This window comes from Gemmatimonadota bacterium (assembly GCA_016720805.1).
In the GTDB taxonomy this organism is placed as follows: Bacteria; Gemmatimonadota; Gemmatimonadetes; order Gemmatimonadales; family GWC2-71-9; genus Palsa-1233.
In genome coordinates, this window is the sequence record JADKJZ010000014.1 from 219,396 (window position 1) to 235,941 (window position 16,546).

Genomic DNA, 16,546 nt, shown 5'->3' on the forward strand with positions numbered 1-16,546 from the left:
CTTTTCCGCCGCTCGCGGTCGCTACCGACCCCCCTGTTCCCGATTCGAGGCACGCCCCTGCGATGATGCGTTCCGGCCTGCTCTGGCTTTCCGAGCGGAAGTCCATCTTCAACTTCGTCCGCAGCAATGGGCTGGCGAAGAAGTTTGCCTCGCGATTCGTCGCGGGCGAGACCCTCGCCACCGGTGAGGCCGCGGCCAAGGAGCTCCAGGCCAAGGGGATCACCTCCTCCCTCGACCTCCTCGGCGAAAGCGTCCATGCCGAGGCCGAGGCCAACGCCGCGCGCGACGCCTACATCGCCATTCTCCGCGGAATGAAGGCGGCCGGCCTCGAGGTCAACGCCTCGCTCAAGCCGACGCAAATGGGGCTCGACATCGACGAGGGCCTCGCGGTGCGCAACATCACCGCCATCCTCGAGGTCGCCAAGGAGACCGGCGCCTTCGTCCGGATGGACATGGAAGGCTCGGCCTACACCCAGCGCACCATCGACTTCTACGAGAAGCAGGTCCCCGAGGCGCTTCGCAGCCACACTGGCCTGGTGATCCAGGCGGCGCTGCGTCGTTCCACCGAGGACATCGAGCACCTGATTCGCATCGGCGCGCGCGTCCGCCTCTGCAAGGGCGCCTACATGGAGCCGGCCGAGGTCGCCTATCCCGTCAAGGCCGACGTCGACGCGCACTATGTGCGGCTGATGCACCGTCTGCTGACGGACGGCAACTACCCCGGGATTGCCACGCATGACGAGGCGATGCTGACCGAGGCGAAGCGCTTCGTGGCGGAGAAGGGCATTGCCCGCGACCGCTTCGAATTTCAGATGCTCTACGGCGTGCGGCGCGACCTCCAGGAACAGCTGGTGGCCGATGGCTACCGCATCCGCGTCTACATCCCGTTCGGCACGCAGTGGTACCCGTACCTGATGCGACGCCTTGCCGAGCGCCCCGCCAACATCGCGTTCATTCTGGGCAACGTCGTCAAGGAGGGGTTGAGGCGCTCGTGACCGAGTTCACCCTCGGGGGCTACATGGCCGCGCACGATCGCGCGGCGGCGTTCGCCGGCAGCGACGAACGCGCCTATTCGGTGGCCCTCTGGGTGGACGACGACCCCGATGCACGCGGCCGCTTTGGTGGCGCCCTGCTCTTCGTCCGCTGGGCACCCGGTGGCGACGCCCCCGACGGCCACCTCGAGTCCGACTACCTCGTCTGGGGCGAAACCCCCGACGATGCCCGCACCAGGCTCGGTGCCCTCTCCCTGTATGATGTGAAGGCCACCCTCGACGAACTCATCGCCGCCGGCCGACCGGAGGAATTTTGAGCGCGCCAGTCGGCACCGTCCTCGCCCGGGAAGGTGGCAGCTATCGGCTCCTCCTCGATGGTCGCGAATATGTCGCCATCCTCCGCGGCAAGGCGAAGCGTGCGGAGGACCGCGCGATCGCCGGTGACACCGTCACCATCGATCCGACCACCCTCAATGAAGAGACCCTCGCGATCACCGGGGTCGAGCCGCGGCGCTCGTTGCTCGCGCGCCGAGTGCCGGACGGACGCGGGACGCGACCGGTGGCGGCGAACGTCGATCAGGTGGTCGTGGTCATCGCTGCAGCCGACCCCGATCCGATTCCGCAGTTGATGGATCGACTGCTGGTCGTGGCCGAGGCCAATGAGATCCCCTGCTGGGTCGTCGTCAACAAGACCGACCTCGGATCGGCCGCCCCGATCGAGGCCCACCTTCGGGCGTCGGGGTATCGCGTGTTGCCCACGGCGGCGCGAGCGGGGGAAGGGGTCGAGGAACTGCGCGCGGCGCTCTTCGGACGGACGTCGGTCCTCACCGGGCCGAGCGGCGCGGGGAAGTCGTCGTTGCTGAATGCGCTGGAGCCCGGGCTCGGCCTGCGCGTCGGTGCCGTCTCGGCCAAGGTCGGTCGCGGCACCCACACCACCGTCACGGCCACGATGATCCCGATGGCCGGGGGCGGCTTCGTGGTCGACACGCCGGGCTTCAGTGAAGTGGGGGTCTGGGACCTGGCGCGCGGCGAACTCGACTCCTGCTTTCCGGAGTTCCGCGAGTACGTCGGCAGCTGCAAATACGGCGACTGCCTCCACCGCATCGAACCCGGCTGCGCCATCCGTGCCGCCGTGGCGCGCGGCGACATTCCTGCCGCCCGCCACGATTCCTACCTCGCCATTCTCGCCGAACTCGAGGCACTCCCCGAGTCCTGGGAGTAGCAGCTACTTCGGCGCGAGGGCCGCGCCGCGGCGGCAGTCCGCCACCCCATCGAGTCCCGCCTCCGAACAGAGCGCCTCGCGCTTCGGGACGTCGGTCGGGAAGAGCACCACGATCTGCTCCCCCACCGCCACGAAGCACTGCGTCCGGTTCTTCCCGGGCGGCACGTCCTTGCAGAAGGCGATGCCATCTGCCGGCCTCGCCGTCACATCGATGTAGTTCTTCACCACACCGACGAAGCAGTACGGCTGGTAGGCCGGGTCACCATTGGTGCAGTAGGCGATCGCCTTGGAGTTCTTCTGCACCGCCATCCCGCTCGCGTTGGTGCCCAGACTTTGATAACAGTAGGAACGCCACTGACTGCCGACCTTGTCGCACGCGGCGGTGGCGAGCCCGAATCGCCCGCCGGTGTTCGCCAGGATGATGCCGCCCTGCAGCTGATAGCAGGCGCTCCGGTACTTCGGCTCGGTCGCCGAGCAGGGATAGAGCGCGTCGGTGGAATCGCGCATCTTGAAGGTGATCGCGGCCACCGAAGGCGCATGCTTCATCCCCGGCATGTCCCCATGGGCGGAGTGGTCGACCTTGGCGTTCGCCTCGCTCGCCTTCTCAAGTGCGCGCACCGAAACGTGATGGTGGCCGCCACTCATCGACGCGATCGCGTTCTCCATGAAGGCCCCACCATAGCAGGCCTGCCGATCCCAACCGTTGGCCAGCCAATCACACCGCGTGAGCGCGGCGGGCAGCTCCCAGTTGAGCGCCATCTCGAAGCCGTGCCCGAGGCCGTGGACGCACTGGAAGCGGAGCCAGAGATCCTTCACGTCCGACGCGATCGCGTCGCAGATCGTCACCGCCTTGACCGAGTCGAGTGAGCCCTCGGCGGTCAGGTAGGACTGGATCACACCGTGGTAGCAGCCGGACTGGTAGAGGCCATTGCAGCCGCGGAAGACCTTCGCCACGTCATCACCGGGCTGCCATGCGCGGATCCCGATCACGTGCGTGTAGCCGTGGCCTTCGCGTTCGACATCCTCATGGCCCTTGCCGAGTTGCGCCAGCGCGCCCAGCGCCATGCCGGTGCGGCCATTGGCCGCCAGCCCGACGAAGAAGTCCTCCAGGCAGGTGCGGCGCACTTCGGTCGAGTCCGACTGGCACTGACGATGGGCGAGTGTCGCCAGGCCGGTGCTATCCCCGCGAGTCGCGAGGGTATCGATGGTGGCACTGAGCGCCGTCGGGCTGAGTGGCGGCTTCTGGGCCGCGCAGGCCGCACCGATCAGGCACGCGACCAGCGCCAGCATTGGGGTCCACACTGCTCGGCTCTCGCTTCTCGCTTCTCGCGTCACGTTGCCTGCTCCTCGTTGGTCTTCTTTGTCCATCGATCGGCATCCCGCGTCTCCACCTTCGCCATCATCGCGTCGAACGCCGCCTGCAGATCGATCCCCTCGCGGTTCGCCATGCAGATCAGCACGAAGAGGATGTCGGCCATCTCCATGCCAAGGTTGCCCTCCGCCTCCTCGGGCTTCTTGGTCTTCTGGCCGAAGCGGTGGTTCACCTCGCGCGCCAGCTCGCCCACCTCTTCGCTGAGGCGCGCCATGTTGGTCAGCGGATGGAAGTAGCCCTCCTCGAACTGGGCGATCCAGGCGTCGACGCGCCGTTGGGAGTCGGTCAGGGACATGGATGGTGGGGGTGAGGGGAAGACGGCGAACAGCGAACGGCGAACGGGGGGAAACGTACCCGCGGAAGGGGTGAGGCGAAACGCGTTGCGTCCCAACTCCCGTTCACCGGTCACTGGTCACTGGTCACTGGTCACCCCTCACCCCTCACCCCTCACCCCTCACCTATACTTCCCCCGCCAAACCAACCCGCCGTCCCCAACGGAGACCCTTGATGCGTTCTCGGGATCGAATTCTCAACAACCTCGAGCAGATCTACCGCGAGTCGTACGACTTCGCCAAGGGTGCCGAGGCGACCACCCGGATGGCCGACCTCGACAACGCCTACATGCGCGACCAGCTGATGCTCGAGATCCTCCTCGACATCCGCGACCTCTTTGCCGTGACCCCGGCCGCCCCGACGACCTCCGGCCAGACCGCCCTGGAGAAACTGGCCGCGCTGAAACGGCTGGCGGGACGGTAGCGACCAGGCGGCGACCGCGAACGGGTCGCGGTTGCCGGCCGCCTTTCAGCAGCGACGATCTTTCCCCCCCATGGCTACTCGAACCCCTGCCCGCTCGCGGTCCGCCACCAAGCTCGACAAGGCCGACCTGCTTGAGTTCTACCGGTTGATGCTCCTCTCCCGGCGGCTCGACGACAAGGAAATCCAGCTCAAGCGCCAGAATCGGATCTTCTTCCAGATCTCCGGCGCCGGGCACGAAGCGGTCCTGGTGGCGGCGGCGAAGGTGTTCCGCGCCGCCCACGACTGGTTCTACCTCTACTACCGCGACCGCGCCTTCTGCCTCGGCCTCGGCATGACCGCCACCGAGCAGCTCCTCTCGGCCGTCGCGGCCGCCGAGGACCCGAACTCCGGTGGCCGGCAGATGCCGTCGCACTGGGGGCACAAGGAGCTCAACATCGTCTCGACCTCCTCGCCGACCGGGACCCAGTTCCTGCAGGCGGTGGGCGCGGCCGAGACCTGGCTCCGCGCCTCCGCCGACGAGCGGCTGAGCGAGCTGACCCGCGGCGATGAGGTGGTCCTCTGCACCACCGGCGACGGCACCACCAGCGAGGGTGAGTTCTGGGAAGCGATGAATTCCGCGTGCAACCTCAAGTTGCCGGTGGTCTTCCTGGTCGAGGACAACGGCTACGCGATCTCCGTCCCGGTCTCGGTGCAGACCGCCGGCGGGTCGATCTCGAAGCTCTTTGCCTCCTTCCCGAACCTCTTGATCGTCGAGGTCGACGGCTGCGATCCGGTGGCCTCCCATGAGGCGATGCAGAAGGCGCACGACTACTGCCGTCAGCGGAAGGGGCCGGCGCTCGTCCATGCCCACGTCATCCGCCCCTACTCGCATTCGCTCTCGGACGATGAGGTCCACTACCGGACCACCGCCGAGCGTGAGGCTGATGCGCTCCGCGATCCAGTGGTCGTCTTCCCGCGGCAGCTGGTCGAACAGGGCGTGGCGACCGAAGCGGAATTGGCGCTGATTCAGCAGCAGATCGAGGAAGAGGTCACCATCGCGACCGACATCGCGCTGGCCGCGCCGCAGCCGGCGCTGAACACCATCTACGACTACGTCTACTCGCCCGACGTCGATCCGACGGCCGAACAGTTCGACACCGAAGACGATCCGCAGACCAGCGGCGACCCCACCACGATGGTCGACCTCCTCAACAGCTGCCTCAAGGACGAGATGACCCGCGATCCGCGGATCCTCGTCTTCGGCGAGGACGTTGCCGATGCCTCGAAGCCCGAGGCCCTCGGGGACGTGAAGGGGAAGGGCGGTGTCTTCAAGGTGACCTGGGGGCTGCAGAAGCTCTTCGGCTCGGACCGCGTCTACAACTCACCGCTCGCCGAGGCCAACATCGTCGGCCGCGCGATCGGCCTGGCCACGCGCGGGATGAAGCCGGTGGTCGAGATCCAGTTCTTCGACTACATCTGGCCCGCCTACATGCAGATCCGCGACGAACTCGCGCTGATGCGCTGGCGCTCCAACAACGCCTTCGCCTCGCCGGTCGTGATCCGCGTGACGTACGGCGGCTACCTCAAGGGTGGCGCGGTGTACCACTCGCAGACCGGCGCGGCGATCTTCACCGGCGTCCCCGGCCTCCGTGTGATCTGCCCGAGCACCGCGCTCGATGCCAACGGACTCCTCCGGACGGCGATCCGTTGCGAAGACCCGGTGCTCTTCCTCGAGCACAAGCACCTCTACCGGCAGGCCTACAACAAGGGCGCCTACCCGGGCCCGAACTTCATGATTCCGTTCGGCAAGGCGAACGTGGTCAAGGAAGGCAGCGACGCCACGCTGATCACCTACGGCGCCGTGGTCCAGCGCGCCGTGCAGGCCGCCAAGGACCTCGAGGAGGCCACCGGGCAGCGCGTCGAGGTGATCGACCTCCGCTCGCTCAATCCGGTCGACTGGGACACCATCGCCGCCTCGGTCAAGAAGACCTCGCGCGTGATCGTCGCCTACGAGGATTCGCTCTCGTGGGGCTATGGCTCGGAGATCGCCGCGAAGATCGCCGACGAGATGTTCGAATGGCTCGATGCCCCGGTCCGCCGCGTCGCCGCGACCGACACCTTCGTCGCCTACGCGCCGGAGCTGGAAGACGTGATCCTGCCGCAGGTGGAGAGCTTGGGGAAGGCGATGCGGGAGATTCTGGCTTATTGAGGTCGTTAGTCGTTAGTCGTTAGTCGTTAGAAGTGGCATCATAAAGAGGCCGGCCTCCCAGTTGGGAAGCCGGCCTCTGTCTCTAACGACCAACGCCTAACGACTAACGACTAACGACTAACGACTAACGACTAACGACTACAACCCCTTCACCTCCGCCGCCGCGCTGATCGCATCGTCGATATCCCGCGTGATCGCGCGCGCCTGCTGGGTCGCCTGCGCCAGGTGGTCGCTCATCGCGCCGACGCCGCGCTCCTTGATGCGCAGCAACTCGAGCCGAAGCCCCTGCATCATCAGCACGCTGCTCTCCAGCTTGTCGGTGATCTCGGTGCGCCGGTTCTGCAGGTCGAGGCATGCCTTCAACTGGCGGTCGAGCATCGCCTGCTGCCGGTCGCGCTCCTCGCTTTCCGGTCGCGACTTGATCTCGGCGAGCCGTGCCTCGATGGTCACGACATCCTGCACGCCGACCCGATCCATGTCGTTGAGGGTGCGCGCCAACTGCCCGGCGCGGTCATGGAGCCCATCGATGGTCTGGATCATCTCGGGGAACATCGAGCGGTCGGTGTCGGTCAGCGAGCCCCACAGCGAGATGATCGCGCTGCGGTCGCCATAGACCTGCTGCATCTTCGGCAGCCACGGCCCATACTCCTCGGCCTTCGGCGCCGCGACCTGCCGGATCCCCTTGAGCGCCTTCGCCTGGCTCGCCGGAATGGCATCGGGGGCGTCGGGACGATTGAGCACGTCGCGCCAGGAATACCCCGCCTGCCACAGCTCGGAGTAACGCTTGAAGAGGCCGATCGACATCCCGCCGGCGACGAAGAGGAACCACGGCCCATCGAGGCCGGTCGCCACGTTGATCATGAAGCAGCCACCGACCACCGCGGCGAACTTGGCGAACTCCGCCCGCGCCTGGCGCACCAGCTTCGGCTCGCCCGTTTCGGGAAGCGCCGGCTCGTTGTTCTTGAGTCCGCGGCGCACCGCGCGCCCCTGCTCACGCGCCACCCGCCCGGCGTCGCGGAGACCGCCGACATCGCGCGCGGTCGGGCGGCCGGGGAGGTTGTTCCGATTGCCGGCCGCGTCGCCCAGCGGTGCCCGGGTCGGCCGCGCCGTCCCCCGGTCGCCAAGCGGGGGACGCGCCAGCGGGCGCGGCGACGGGCGGGTCGGATTCCCGGCGCGGTTGGGCGAGGCGGTCCGGTTCGGCGCCGCGGCACGCTCGGCCGCGCGCATGCCGAGGCCGGTCGGCCGATAGCCCGCCACCGAGCGGCTCTCCAGCGCCCGACGCAGCGCCTCGGCCGAGGCCCAGCGGTTCTCCGGGTCCTTCTCGAGGCAACGGGCCACGGCCAACGAGAGGTCCTCCGGGATGTCCGGATACTTCTCGTGCAGCAGCGGCGCGACCTCGGTGATGTGCTTCATCAGGATGCCAGCCACCGTCGGGGCGTTGAACGGCAACTCCCCCGACAACATCTGATAGGCGACGACGCCGACCGAATAGAGGTCGCTCCGGCCGTCGATCTCTCGCTCGCCGGCGGCCTGCTCGGGGCTCATGTACGACGGTGTGCCGATGGCCATCCCCGCGGAGGTCAGCGTGGCGCTGCTGGTCGACGACATCGCCTTGGCAATGCCGAAGTCCGTCACCATCACGCGGCCGCGGGTCCCTTCGAGCAGGATGTTGTCCGGCTTGATGTCGCGATGGATGATCGACAGCGCGTGTGCGGCCGAGAGTGCGTCGGCCGTCTCACGCATGATCCGGCGCGTCTCCTCGGCAGGGACGCGTCCACGCCGACGGATGCGGGCCGCGAGCGACTCGCCCTCGATCAGTCCCATCACGAAATAGACGATGCCCTTCCCCTGGCCGACGTCGTGGATGGGGACGATGTGCGGATGGGCCAGCTTGGCGGCCGTCTGCGCCTCGCGCGTGAACCGCTCGCGGATCTCGCTCGAGAACGCCAGCTCCGGCGGGAGCGCCTTGATCGCCACCCGTCGTTGCAGTCGTTCGTCCCGCGCACGGTACACCACCCCCATGCCGCCGCGACCGATCTCTCCCTCGATCGTATAGGCATCGCCGAGCGCCTCCTTCAGGAGGGCCGGCAGAGGATGCGGTGTGGGATCGGTCATTCAGGATCCGGGCGGCGGGACAATGACAGTCGCGATACGGGACGCTAACCCCGGAATTTGTACCGAGATGCACCTGCGAGCAACGTGCCGAGCCGCACCTGCCGTCGCGACAGGAAGTGAAGTTTCCTCCCTGAAACGTTTGTGCCCCTCTGGCGGACCCCTCCGGGACCCATCGGCCAGCTCGGCAGGTATCTTGGGAGCAGGGCTGGCACGGCGGATGCCCCTTGCCTCCCCATCGCGCCGTGGACCGGTGCACCGCCCCCCTGCGGTCCCGTCCAGGCGCTGTGTCTCAAGGAGAACCTCGTGACTGAACGTCTGACCCTTCCCGTCCTCCCCCTGCGCGACGTGGTGCTCTTCCCGGGCGTCACGGCTCCGATCGGGGCAGGACGTCCCATGACCCTCAAGGCGATCGAAGCCGCCCTCGCCTCTCCCGACAAGCTCGTCTTCGCGGTGGCCCAGAAGGAAAACATCGAAGCCGTCTCGGCGGACGGGCTCCACCTGATCGGCACCATCGCCAAGATCGGCCAGCTGCAGCGCGGCATGTCGGGGATGCAGTTGCTCCTGCACGGCGAGCGCCGCGCCATGGCGTTGCAGGTGACCGAGGAGAACGGCCATCTCGTCGCCGTGGTGCGCGACATGGACGACCTCCCGCCGGTGGATGAATCGGATCCGGGCTTCGTCGCCCTGCATCGCGAGCTGCGCGCCCGCGCCGCCGAATTGGGCCAGAAGTCCGGCCTCCCCGACGAAGTGGTGCAGCAGGTGCTCAACGGCGTCGACGAGCCGGGGCGGTTCGCCGACCTCGTGGCCGGCTACCTCGATCTCGACGCCGCGGGGCGGCAGTCGCTGCTCGAGACGCTCGCCGTCGACGAGCGGCTCCGCCGCGTCCTCGTGCACGTGCAGCGGCAGATTGCCGTGCTCGATGCCCAGGAGGACATCAAGTCGCAGGTGCAGGAAGAGCTCGGCGACCGGCAGCGCGAGATCTACCTCCGCGAACAGTTGAAGACCATTCGGCGCGAGCTCGGCGACGAGGACGATGGCACCGAGGTCGATGAACTCGAGTTGCGCCTCGAAGGGCTCGATCTGCCCGAGGAGGCGCGCAAGGAAGTCGATCGCGAGCTCGGCCGGTTGCGCCGGATCGGTCGCGAGACGATGGAATCGCAGGTCATTCGCACCTTCCTCGAGCATGTCGCCGAACTGCCGTGGAACGAGACCAGCGAGGAGCATCTGGAGATCGCCGAGGCCTCGAAGATCCTCGACGCCGACCACTACGCCCTGGGCGACGTGAAGGACCGCGTGCTGGAGTTCCTCGCCGTGCGCGCCATGCGTGCCAAGCGCGACGCTGCGCCGAAGGGGGACGATGCTGACACCCCTCAGGCGTCGACGTCAGTCGACGCGTCGCGTCCGTCGCCCTCGGGCGACGGCGCCAAGGACAAGGACGACGAGACCACCAAGCGCTCGCCGATCCTCCTCTTCGTCGGCCCTCCGGGCGTCGGCAAGACCTCGGTCGCCAAGAGCATCGCCCGCGCGATGGGACGGAAGTACGTCCGCATCTCGCTGGGTGGCGCGCGCGACGAGGCCGACATTCGCGGCCACCGCCGCACCTACGTCGGTGCGATGCCGGGCCGCATCATCCAGGGGATGAAGCAGGCCGGCACCCGCAACCCGGTCTTCCTGCTCGACGAGATCGACAAGCTCGGCGTCTCCTTCCAGGGCGACCCGGCCTCGGCGCTGCTCGAGGTGCTCGACCCGGCGCAGAACGACTCCTTCACCGATCACTACCTCGGCATGCCGTTCGACCTGAGCGAAGTGATGTTCATCGCGACCGCCAACGTCCTCCAGAACATTCCTGGGCCGTTGCTCGACCGCATGGAAATCGTGGAGTTCTCGGGGTACATCGAGGCGGAGAAGGTCGCCATCGCCGAGCAGTACCTGGTGCCGCGGCAGATCGAGGCCAACGGCCTCACCGCCGAGCAGATCACCTTCGCCGGCCCGGCGTTGCTGGAACTGGTGCAGCGCTACACCCGCGAGTCGGGCGTCCGGCAGCTGGAGCGCGAGGTCGGGCGCGTGGCCCGGAAGGCCGCGCGGAAGATCGCCGCGAGCGAAGTCGACCGGATGGACGTCACCGCCGCGGTCGTGCGCGATCTCCTCGGTCGGCCCAAGTTGCACCCCGAGGAGAAGGCCGCCGTCGACCAGGTCGGCACGGCCACCGGGATGTACTACACGCCGCAGGGTGGCGACATCATGTTCGTCGAGGCCTCGACCATGCGCGGCAAGGGCGAACTCGTCCTCACCGGCCAGCTGGGCGACGTGATGAAGGAGTCGGCGCGGGCGGCGTGGACGTATGCTCGCTCGCATGCCGCGGGGCTGCACATCAAGGAAGAGATGTTCGACCGCGACGTGCACATCCACGTCCCTGCCGGTGCTGTCCCGAAGGACGGTCCCTCGGCAGGCATCACCATGGCCACGGCGCTCGTCTCGGCATTGTCCGGGCGTGAAGTGCGCCACGACATCGCCATGACCGGCGAGGTCACGCTGCGCGGCCGAGTCCTCCCGATCGGTGGCGTCAAGGAGAAGCTGCTCGGCGCGCTGCGCGCGGGGATCACCACGATCATCATCCCGAAGGCGAACGAGCCTGACCTCGATGACCTCCCCGAGGAGGCCCGCAAGCGGATGGACATCCACCCGGTCGAGGAACTCGGCGAAGTCCTCGCCATCGCCCTCCGCGATGTCCGCTACACCGAAGGGAAGCTGCTCTTCGGCGACGAGAATCCGCGGGATGTGGTGGCGTTGCAGAGTCCTTTTAGGCATTAGTCGTTAGTCGTTAGTCGTTGGTCGTTAGGCACCTACTCGAAAGGCCGGTCTCCTTGCATGGAGGCCGGCCTTTCTCTAACGCCTAACGCCTAACGCCTAACGACCAACGACCCTTCACCCCATCTCCACCCTGTTCCGCCCCGAACTCTTCGCCCGATACAGCGCTTGATCCGCCGCTTCGGCCACCTGCGTGGCCGTCGTGCCCGAGCCGGGAAAGGCGCCGACGCCGGCGGAGACGTGCAGCGGGATCGGGTCGCAGCCGGGGAGGATGATCGGCGATTCGGCCAGCGCCTGTCGCAGCTTCTCGGCGGCGGCACGGCCATTCGCCGGTGGACACTTGCGCAGGATGATGCCGAATTCCTCGCCGCCATAGCGGCCGAGGAGATCGGAGCCGCGGATTGCCTTCCGGAACACCCGCGCCACGTGCACCAGCACCTGGTCGCCGACCAGGTGGCCGTAGGTGTCGTTGATCCGCTTGAAGTGGTCGAGGTCGAGCATCAGGAAGCAGAGCGGCTCGCCATGACGCTGCGCGAAGGCGACCGCATACTCGAGCTCGGCCATCAACGTCGCGTGGTTCAGGATGCCGGTGAGGCCGTCGCGGTGCACCAGTTCGCGGATCCGCCGGCCACGCTCCGTGCGCGTGAGGACCAGCTGCAACAAGTGGCTCCGCTCGACCGGCTTCGCGAGGAAGTCGTCGCCCCCGGCACGCAGCCCTTCCATCTGATCGGCGAGCGAGTCGCGCGCGGTCAGAAAGACGATCGGCACCAGCGCGAGTCGCGGGTCCTGCCGCATCAGTCGCGAGAGCGCGTAGCCGTCGACATCGGGCAGATCGACATCGAGCAGCACGAGGTCCGGGGTCTCATGGGCCAACGCGTCCCGCGCAACCTGGGCCGACGCTGCCGTGGTGACGCGCGCATTCATCTGGCCGAGCCAGGTGGCGACGAGCTGCGATTGCGCTGGATCGTCTTCGACCACGAGAATGTTGGCCGGCGGCGCGCCGATTTGGGCCAGGGCCCGCGCGTACTGCGCCAACCCCCTCGGCAGGGCGTTGGAGCCGAAGACCGCGTCGAGCCCGGCCGCCGCCGTGCGCAGGCGGTCGAACTGGTCGGTCGGGTCGGCCAGGACCACGGCACGCGGACGATCGTTGGTCGCCGCGGACCAGTAGCGCGCCAGCGAGAGCGGGTCGGTGTCGGCGTCGGTGCCGATCACCACCAGGTCAGGGCGCTCCGCCGGCGGCACGTCGAACGGATCGACTTCACCGGTCCGGACCGTCACCATGAAGCCGACCTCTTCGAGCGATCGCACCAGGGCATCGCGAGCCGTCGAGGGAGTCATCATCAGCAGCGCACGCCACCCGAACCCCGGAATCTTGCCGAGGACGGCCGGCAGCCCGACGTCGGTTGCCGCGTTGTTGAAGGCGTCCTCGAGATCGCGGATCGCCTGCGAAAAAATGTCGGCCTCGCGAATCGTCGGCGCCGGCGGGGTGAGGATCCGATGCTCCATGGCGCGTGACACATCGGTCACCCGCTGGAAGCCATACGATCCGCCCGAGCCGGCGAGACGATGGAAGCGCTGCCGCAACGACTCCAGTGCGTCCGGCTCGCCCGCCCGAAAGGCCGCCAGGTCCTTGCGGAGCTCCGCCAGGCGCGCGGGGGCCTCGCGGATGTACTCGTGCTGCAACTCCAGCATCGGATCGTCGGCGTCCAGTGGCAGCGTATCAGTCATCGGCCTTCCCGCAGAGCGGCGAGGGTAGTGCGCGCGGCCGCGACGAATGCCGCGCCGCTGCCCCAGTGCCCTGAGAAGCGCTCGCCATCGCGAGCTCCCACCAAGGCCGCACGATCGTCGACGACCAGCAGGACTGGTTCGCCGGGCCACGCCGCGGGCGGAATCACCGTCATCGGAATGGCGCCAAGCGGCACCTCAGCCGTCGAGGCCACGTCGAGCGTGACCCCGGACGCGGCCGCCCGCCGGAGATGCGGCGCCAAGGTGAGGCAGCCATCGGGGGGCGCCAACAGCTCCACCGAACGCTCGGCCCGGGCGATCTCGTGCCCCATCAACTGCACCGCGCCGCGGGACGAAGCGAGTTCAACCAATGTCGGCGTGGCCGGAACGGCGAGCGCCGCGAGTGCCTCGCCCAGCTTGTCCATCGCCTCGCCCTGCCGATCACTCAACCGCGCCAGGAGGGTACTGGGGGGCTCCGGACGGAACTGCCGAGGCCGCCCCTCTTCGACGCGCGCCGCTCCCTTCGCCACCAACCCCTCGAGGGCGGCGTAGACGTTGGCGCGCGCCAAGCCTGCCGCGCGGGCAATGGTGTAGCCCGTGCCGGGGCCGCCGGTCAGCAGGACCTCGTAGATGAGGCCCTCGGTCGGGGTGAATCCAAACGGCGTCAGGTCGAGCCGACCCGCCATCTCAGGAGTACTCGAGGTGCCAGCCCAACCGCTTCGCGATCTTCGCCAGGCGGAAGGTGATGTCGGCCTGACGCGAGGTCATCCCGCCATCGTCCGGCGAGAGCGGCCAGCAATGGTAGGTCACCGGCGTGCCCGCCTTCGGCTGCGACCGCAAATTCTTCGGATGCCAGACGCCATCGGCGTCGACATCCTCGAGCAGGCGGACAAAGACGGTGGTGGCGCTGGCCGACGACGCCAACTGCCCCATCCCCGCCAGCAGTTCGATGTAGTGGAGGGCCAACGGAACGTCCTTCACCAGTCCCTTCGGATCCATCTCGATCGGATCGCCGAGCAACACATGCAACGGCTTCATCGTCCGACTGCCGATCGGGATCATGTAGGACTTGTCCGGCGTCGGCTGGGCAAGGTACTGGCCGAGACGATCGAGGAAGCCACCGCGCTCACGCTGCAGCGAGGGCATCGAGGAGATCATCGCCAGTGACCACCAGCTCGGCGGCGTCGCCTCGGGATGCAATTGCCAGCCGCCGCCGCGCTTGATGAACGGATCCTCGGACATCGGCGAGCGGAGGAAGGCCGACACCGCCGACACCACCTTGTGGGCCGCGCCGCGAAGCCGCGGGTCATCCTCGCGACCCGCCTCGGCCAGCGCCGCGCAGACGCCATCGCGGATCAGGTTGCGATAGGTCTCGGCCGTCGCCGGCTCGTCCTCGGACGGATCGGCAAACTCCCCGTACAGGAGCAGATCGTCGTCGCGCGACAAGGTCCGGTAGAGCAACCGATCGGCCAGCCGGAACGGGCGCGTCGTCGTCGGAACCCCCAACTGGAGGAGCCGACGATACTGCGCCACCGTCCCGACCTCGAGAGTCCCTTCCTTCTCGGACGGGGTATAGGCGAGGTAGTTGGCGCCCCAGAGGCCGGTCTCCTGCTGACGGGTCGTGACCGCCGAGACCTGCTCGGAAAGCACCACCTCGCGCAACGAGTCCTGCAAGGTGGCCGGGGCAATGCTCCCGGTCGGGGCCAGTTCGGACTGAGTCCGGAACCGGATGGAAGGCCCGCCGTGCTCAGCCAGCCACGTCAGCGGGATTCGATGGGTCGTAGGCAGATCCAGGGGACGACTCCTCGCGGGGGACCTGATCGGAGGGCGGAAAGACGGGGCGGAATATAGTAGTAGCGAGGGGAGAATGCCAGTCTGATGATAGGATGTAGCTATTGGGACTACTATGGCTCAATCGGAGGGATGATGGATGATAGATGATGGATGATTGATCAGAAATCAGTCTTGATCGCCACGCGGATGTCCGTCCGTTCGAATCCATCGTCCATCATCCATCATCCATCATCCCAAGTGTAGTTCTATACGCTACAACTCACCACAAACACCGTCCCGCTCTTCATCAATCCCCGTTCACTGGTCAGCACCATGGTGGTCGGGTTCAGCCAACTGATCCCCTCGCCTTGGGGTTCCTTGCCGAGGATGTCGCAGGCGGTGGGCTTGCCGAGCGGGGCCAATTTGCCGGTCGGAAGCACCCGGAATGGGAAGAGGTCGCGGTAGCTGCGCACCATCAGCGTGGTACCGTCGGGGGATAGGGCGGCACCGGTAATCAACCGTCCCGTCCCCGCGTTCGCCACGATCGGCAGGGAGTCGATCCGCTCGGCCATCGCGATCCCTTTCCCCCAGGCGGAGGCGCCAACCCGGAAGAGGAGGACGCCGTGGCTGCGACCCTTGGTCACCAGAAGGACCTCGCCGCCGGCGTTCACGACCATCGCCTCGACATCATGGGCGCCGTCAGGGTACCGAAAGGTCAGCGTCTCTGCCGGGCGGGCGGGACGATCCCCGGCGAAGCTCGCGTCGAGGACCGGCTCGGTCAGCCGGAGCAGGGAGACCGCGTCTCGGCGCTCGAGGTTGTCGCCGGTGTCGGCGATGTAGAGACAGCGACCGGTCGGGCAGGGGCCGAGGGCGACCTCTTCCCAATCGGTGTTGGTCACGCCGCTGAGCGGCAGCGTCGCGATCAAGGTCCCGCTGGTGTCGATCAGCAGGAGGTCGGGAGCATTGCCGGAATCGTTGATGGTCCAGAGGAGTCCGGCGCGCTGGGTTGTGACGGCGGCACCGCTCGCTTCGGCCAATCGCGGGTGGGCGAGGGTGCCGCTCTGGCGGAGGGTGGTCGGGGGGACCATGACCCAACCGGCGTCGACGTGGGGGGCTTCGGCGGCAGGGATTGGCTCGGGCTGGCAGCCAGTCGTGGGGCCAACGAGTGCGCCGAGGGCCAGCAGCACGCGCCACCTCGGCATCACTTGACTGGCTTCTTCCGCGCCAGTTCCACGACGTAGGCGGCGACGGCTTCGACCTCGCGGTCGGTGATGCGCGAGCCGCCGCGGGCCGGCATCACGACGCCGCTCTTCGAGGTCTTGGCGTCGAAGCCGGTCTTGATGATGGCCACGAGCTCCGGCCGGGTCCCGGTGCTGTGCAACCACTTTCCGTCGGCGAGGTTGGTGTTCTTGCTCACCGCGGGCATTCCCTCGCCCCCCTTGCCGTGGCAACTGAAGCAGAGGCCTCGGCCCTCGAAGGTCCGCTTGCCGAGGGCGAGCATCGCCGCGGTCGAATCGGTTGCCTGCGCCGCGAGAGTGGTCGGGGCGAGGAGGCCAAGCATGAGCAGGAGCGGGGGCAGGCGCATCGCGAGCGGA

Annotated in this window: 14 protein-coding genes; 6 read left to right on the plus strand and 8 right to left on the minus strand. The window is 67.7% G+C overall.

Annotated features, from left to right (window positions below):
* The first annotated feature begins 62 nt into the window (after positions 1-62).
* Genes IPP98_11210 through rsgA form a run of 3 tightly spaced genes read left to right on the plus strand, consistent with a single transcriptional unit; the run spans position 63 to position 2,214 of the window.
* On the plus strand, positions 63-995 hold the full coding sequence (locus tag IPP98_11210; protein MBL0179678.1) for a proline dehydrogenase family protein: 933 nt from the start codon (positions 63-65) through the stop codon (positions 993-995).
* Entirely contained in the window at positions 992-1,309 is a 318-nt protein-coding gene (locus IPP98_11215; protein ID MBL0179679.1) for a hypothetical protein, read from the plus strand. Before IPP98_11210 ends, IPP98_11215 begins: the two co-directional genes overlap by 4 nt.
* Complete coding sequence (gene rsgA / locus IPP98_11220; GenBank protein ID MBL0179680.1) at positions 1,306-2,214, plus strand: ribosome small subunit-dependent GTPase A; 909 nt, start codon at positions 1,306-1,308, stop codon at positions 2,212-2,214. Before IPP98_11215 ends, rsgA begins: the two co-directional genes overlap by 4 nt.
* A gap of 3 nt (positions 2,215-2,217) precedes the next feature.
* On the opposite strand, the gene IPP98_11225 is transcribed toward rsgA, so the two are convergent.
* Both IPP98_11225 and IPP98_11230 read right to left on the minus strand, forming a co-directional pair.
* On the minus strand, positions 2,218-3,504 hold the full coding sequence (locus IPP98_11225) for a hypothetical protein (protein ID MBL0179681.1): 1,287 nt from the start codon (positions 3,502-3,504) through the stop codon (positions 2,218-2,220).
* Positions 3,505-3,545: 41 nt separating this feature from the next.
* Entirely contained in the window at positions 3,546-3,881 is a 336-nt protein-coding gene (locus IPP98_11230; protein MBL0179682.1) for a nucleotide pyrophosphohydrolase, read from the minus strand.
* A gap of 212 nt (positions 3,882-4,093) precedes the next feature.
* Between IPP98_11230 and IPP98_11235 the strand changes: the two genes are divergently transcribed.
* Both IPP98_11235 and IPP98_11240 read left to right on the plus strand, forming a co-directional pair.
* On the plus strand, positions 4,094-4,342 hold the full coding sequence (locus IPP98_11235) for a hypothetical protein (protein MBL0179683.1): 249 nt from the start codon (positions 4,094-4,096) through the stop codon (positions 4,340-4,342).
* Positions 4,343-4,412: 70 nt separating this feature from the next.
* Positions 4,413-6,530 carry a dehydrogenase E1 component subunit alpha/beta gene (locus IPP98_11240; GenBank protein ID MBL0179684.1) on the plus strand — a complete coding sequence of 706 codons (2,118 nt, stop codon included), beginning with the start codon at positions 4,413-4,415 and terminating at the stop codon, positions 6,528-6,530.
* A gap of 138 nt (positions 6,531-6,668) precedes the next feature.
* Here the strand turns inward: IPP98_11240 and IPP98_11245 are convergent, their stop codons facing one another.
* Entirely contained in the window at positions 6,669-8,645 is a 1,977-nt protein-coding gene (locus IPP98_11245; GenBank protein ID MBL0179685.1) for a protein kinase, read from the minus strand.
* Between the two features lie 303 nt (positions 8,646-8,948).
* On the opposite strand from IPP98_11245, the gene lon reads away from it, so the two are divergent.
* On the plus strand, positions 8,949-11,456 hold the full coding sequence (gene lon, locus IPP98_11250; protein ID MBL0179686.1) for an endopeptidase La: 2,508 nt from the start codon (positions 8,949-8,951) through the stop codon (positions 11,454-11,456).
* 114 nt (positions 11,457-11,570) lie between these two features.
* Here the strand turns inward: lon and IPP98_11255 are convergent, their stop codons facing one another.
* The 5 genes from IPP98_11255 to IPP98_11275 form a co-directional block, all read right to left on the minus strand.
* Positions 11,571-13,181: a diguanylate cyclase gene (locus IPP98_11255; protein ID MBL0179687.1), complete on the minus strand. Its 1,611-nt coding sequence runs from the start codon at positions 13,179-13,181 to the stop codon at positions 11,571-11,573.
* Complete coding sequence (locus tag IPP98_11260; GenBank protein MBL0179688.1) at positions 13,178-13,864, minus strand: TrmB family transcriptional regulator; 687 nt, start codon at positions 13,862-13,864, stop codon at positions 13,178-13,180. Before IPP98_11260 ends, IPP98_11255 begins: the two co-directional genes overlap by 4 nt.
* Position 13,865: 1 nt before the next feature.
* Positions 13,866-14,852 (minus strand): hypothetical protein, encoded by a 987-nt coding sequence (locus tag IPP98_11265; GenBank protein MBL0179689.1) that lies wholly within the window; start codon positions 14,850-14,852, stop codon positions 13,866-13,868.
* Positions 14,853-15,217: 365 nt separating this feature from the next.
* Positions 15,218-16,153, minus strand: coding sequence for a hypothetical protein (locus IPP98_11270; protein ID MBL0179690.1), 936 nt, complete (start codon positions 16,151-16,153; stop codon positions 15,218-15,220).
* The gene (locus IPP98_11275) at positions 16,153-16,536 is read right to left on the minus strand and encodes a c-type cytochrome (GenBank protein ID MBL0179691.1); all 384 of its coding nucleotides are present in this window, start codon (positions 16,534-16,536) and stop codon (positions 16,153-16,155) included. The genes IPP98_11270 and IPP98_11275 overlap by 1 nt, the downstream gene beginning before the upstream one ends.
* Between the last annotated feature and the right edge of the window lie 10 nt (positions 16,537-16,546).

What these genes read in the sequence shown, in the direction of transcription:
- IPP98_11235 (MBL0179683.1), top strand. Translation starts at nt 4,094, where the DNA reads ATGCGTTCTCGGGATCGAATTCTCAACAACCTCGAGCAGATCTACCGC.
- IPP98_11240 (MBL0179684.1), top strand. Translation starts at nt 4,413, where the DNA reads ATGGCTACTCGAACCCCTGCCCGCTCGCGGTCCGCCACCAAGCTCGAC.
- IPP98_11210 (MBL0179678.1), top strand. Translation starts at nt 63, where the DNA reads ATGATGCGTTCCGGCCTGCTCTGGCTTTCCGAGCGGAAGTCCATCTTC.
- IPP98_11230 (MBL0179682.1), bottom strand. Translation starts at nt 3,881, where the DNA reads ATGTCCCTGACCGACTCCCAACGGCGCGTCGACGCCTGGATCGCCCAG.
- IPP98_11225 (MBL0179681.1), bottom strand. Translation starts at nt 3,504, where the DNA reads ATGCTGGCGCTGGTCGCGTGCCTGATCGGTGCGGCCTGCGCGGCCCAG.
- IPP98_11270 (MBL0179690.1), bottom strand. Translation starts at nt 16,153, where the DNA reads ATGCCGAGGTGGCGCGTGCTGCTGGCCCTCGGCGCACTCGTTGGCCCC.
- IPP98_11260 (MBL0179688.1), bottom strand. Translation starts at nt 13,864, where the DNA reads ATGGCGGGTCGGCTCGACCTGACGCCGTTTGGATTCACCCCGACCGAG.
- IPP98_11245 (MBL0179685.1), bottom strand. Translation starts at nt 8,645, where the DNA reads ATGACCGATCCCACACCGCATCCTCTGCCGGCCCTCCTGAAGGAGGCG.
- IPP98_11275 (MBL0179691.1), bottom strand. Translation starts at nt 16,536, where the DNA reads ATGCGCCTGCCCCCGCTCCTGCTCATGCTTGGCCTCCTCGCCCCGACC.
- IPP98_11255 (MBL0179687.1), bottom strand. Translation starts at nt 13,181, where the DNA reads ATGACTGATACGCTGCCACTGGACGCCGACGATCCGATGCTGGAGTTG.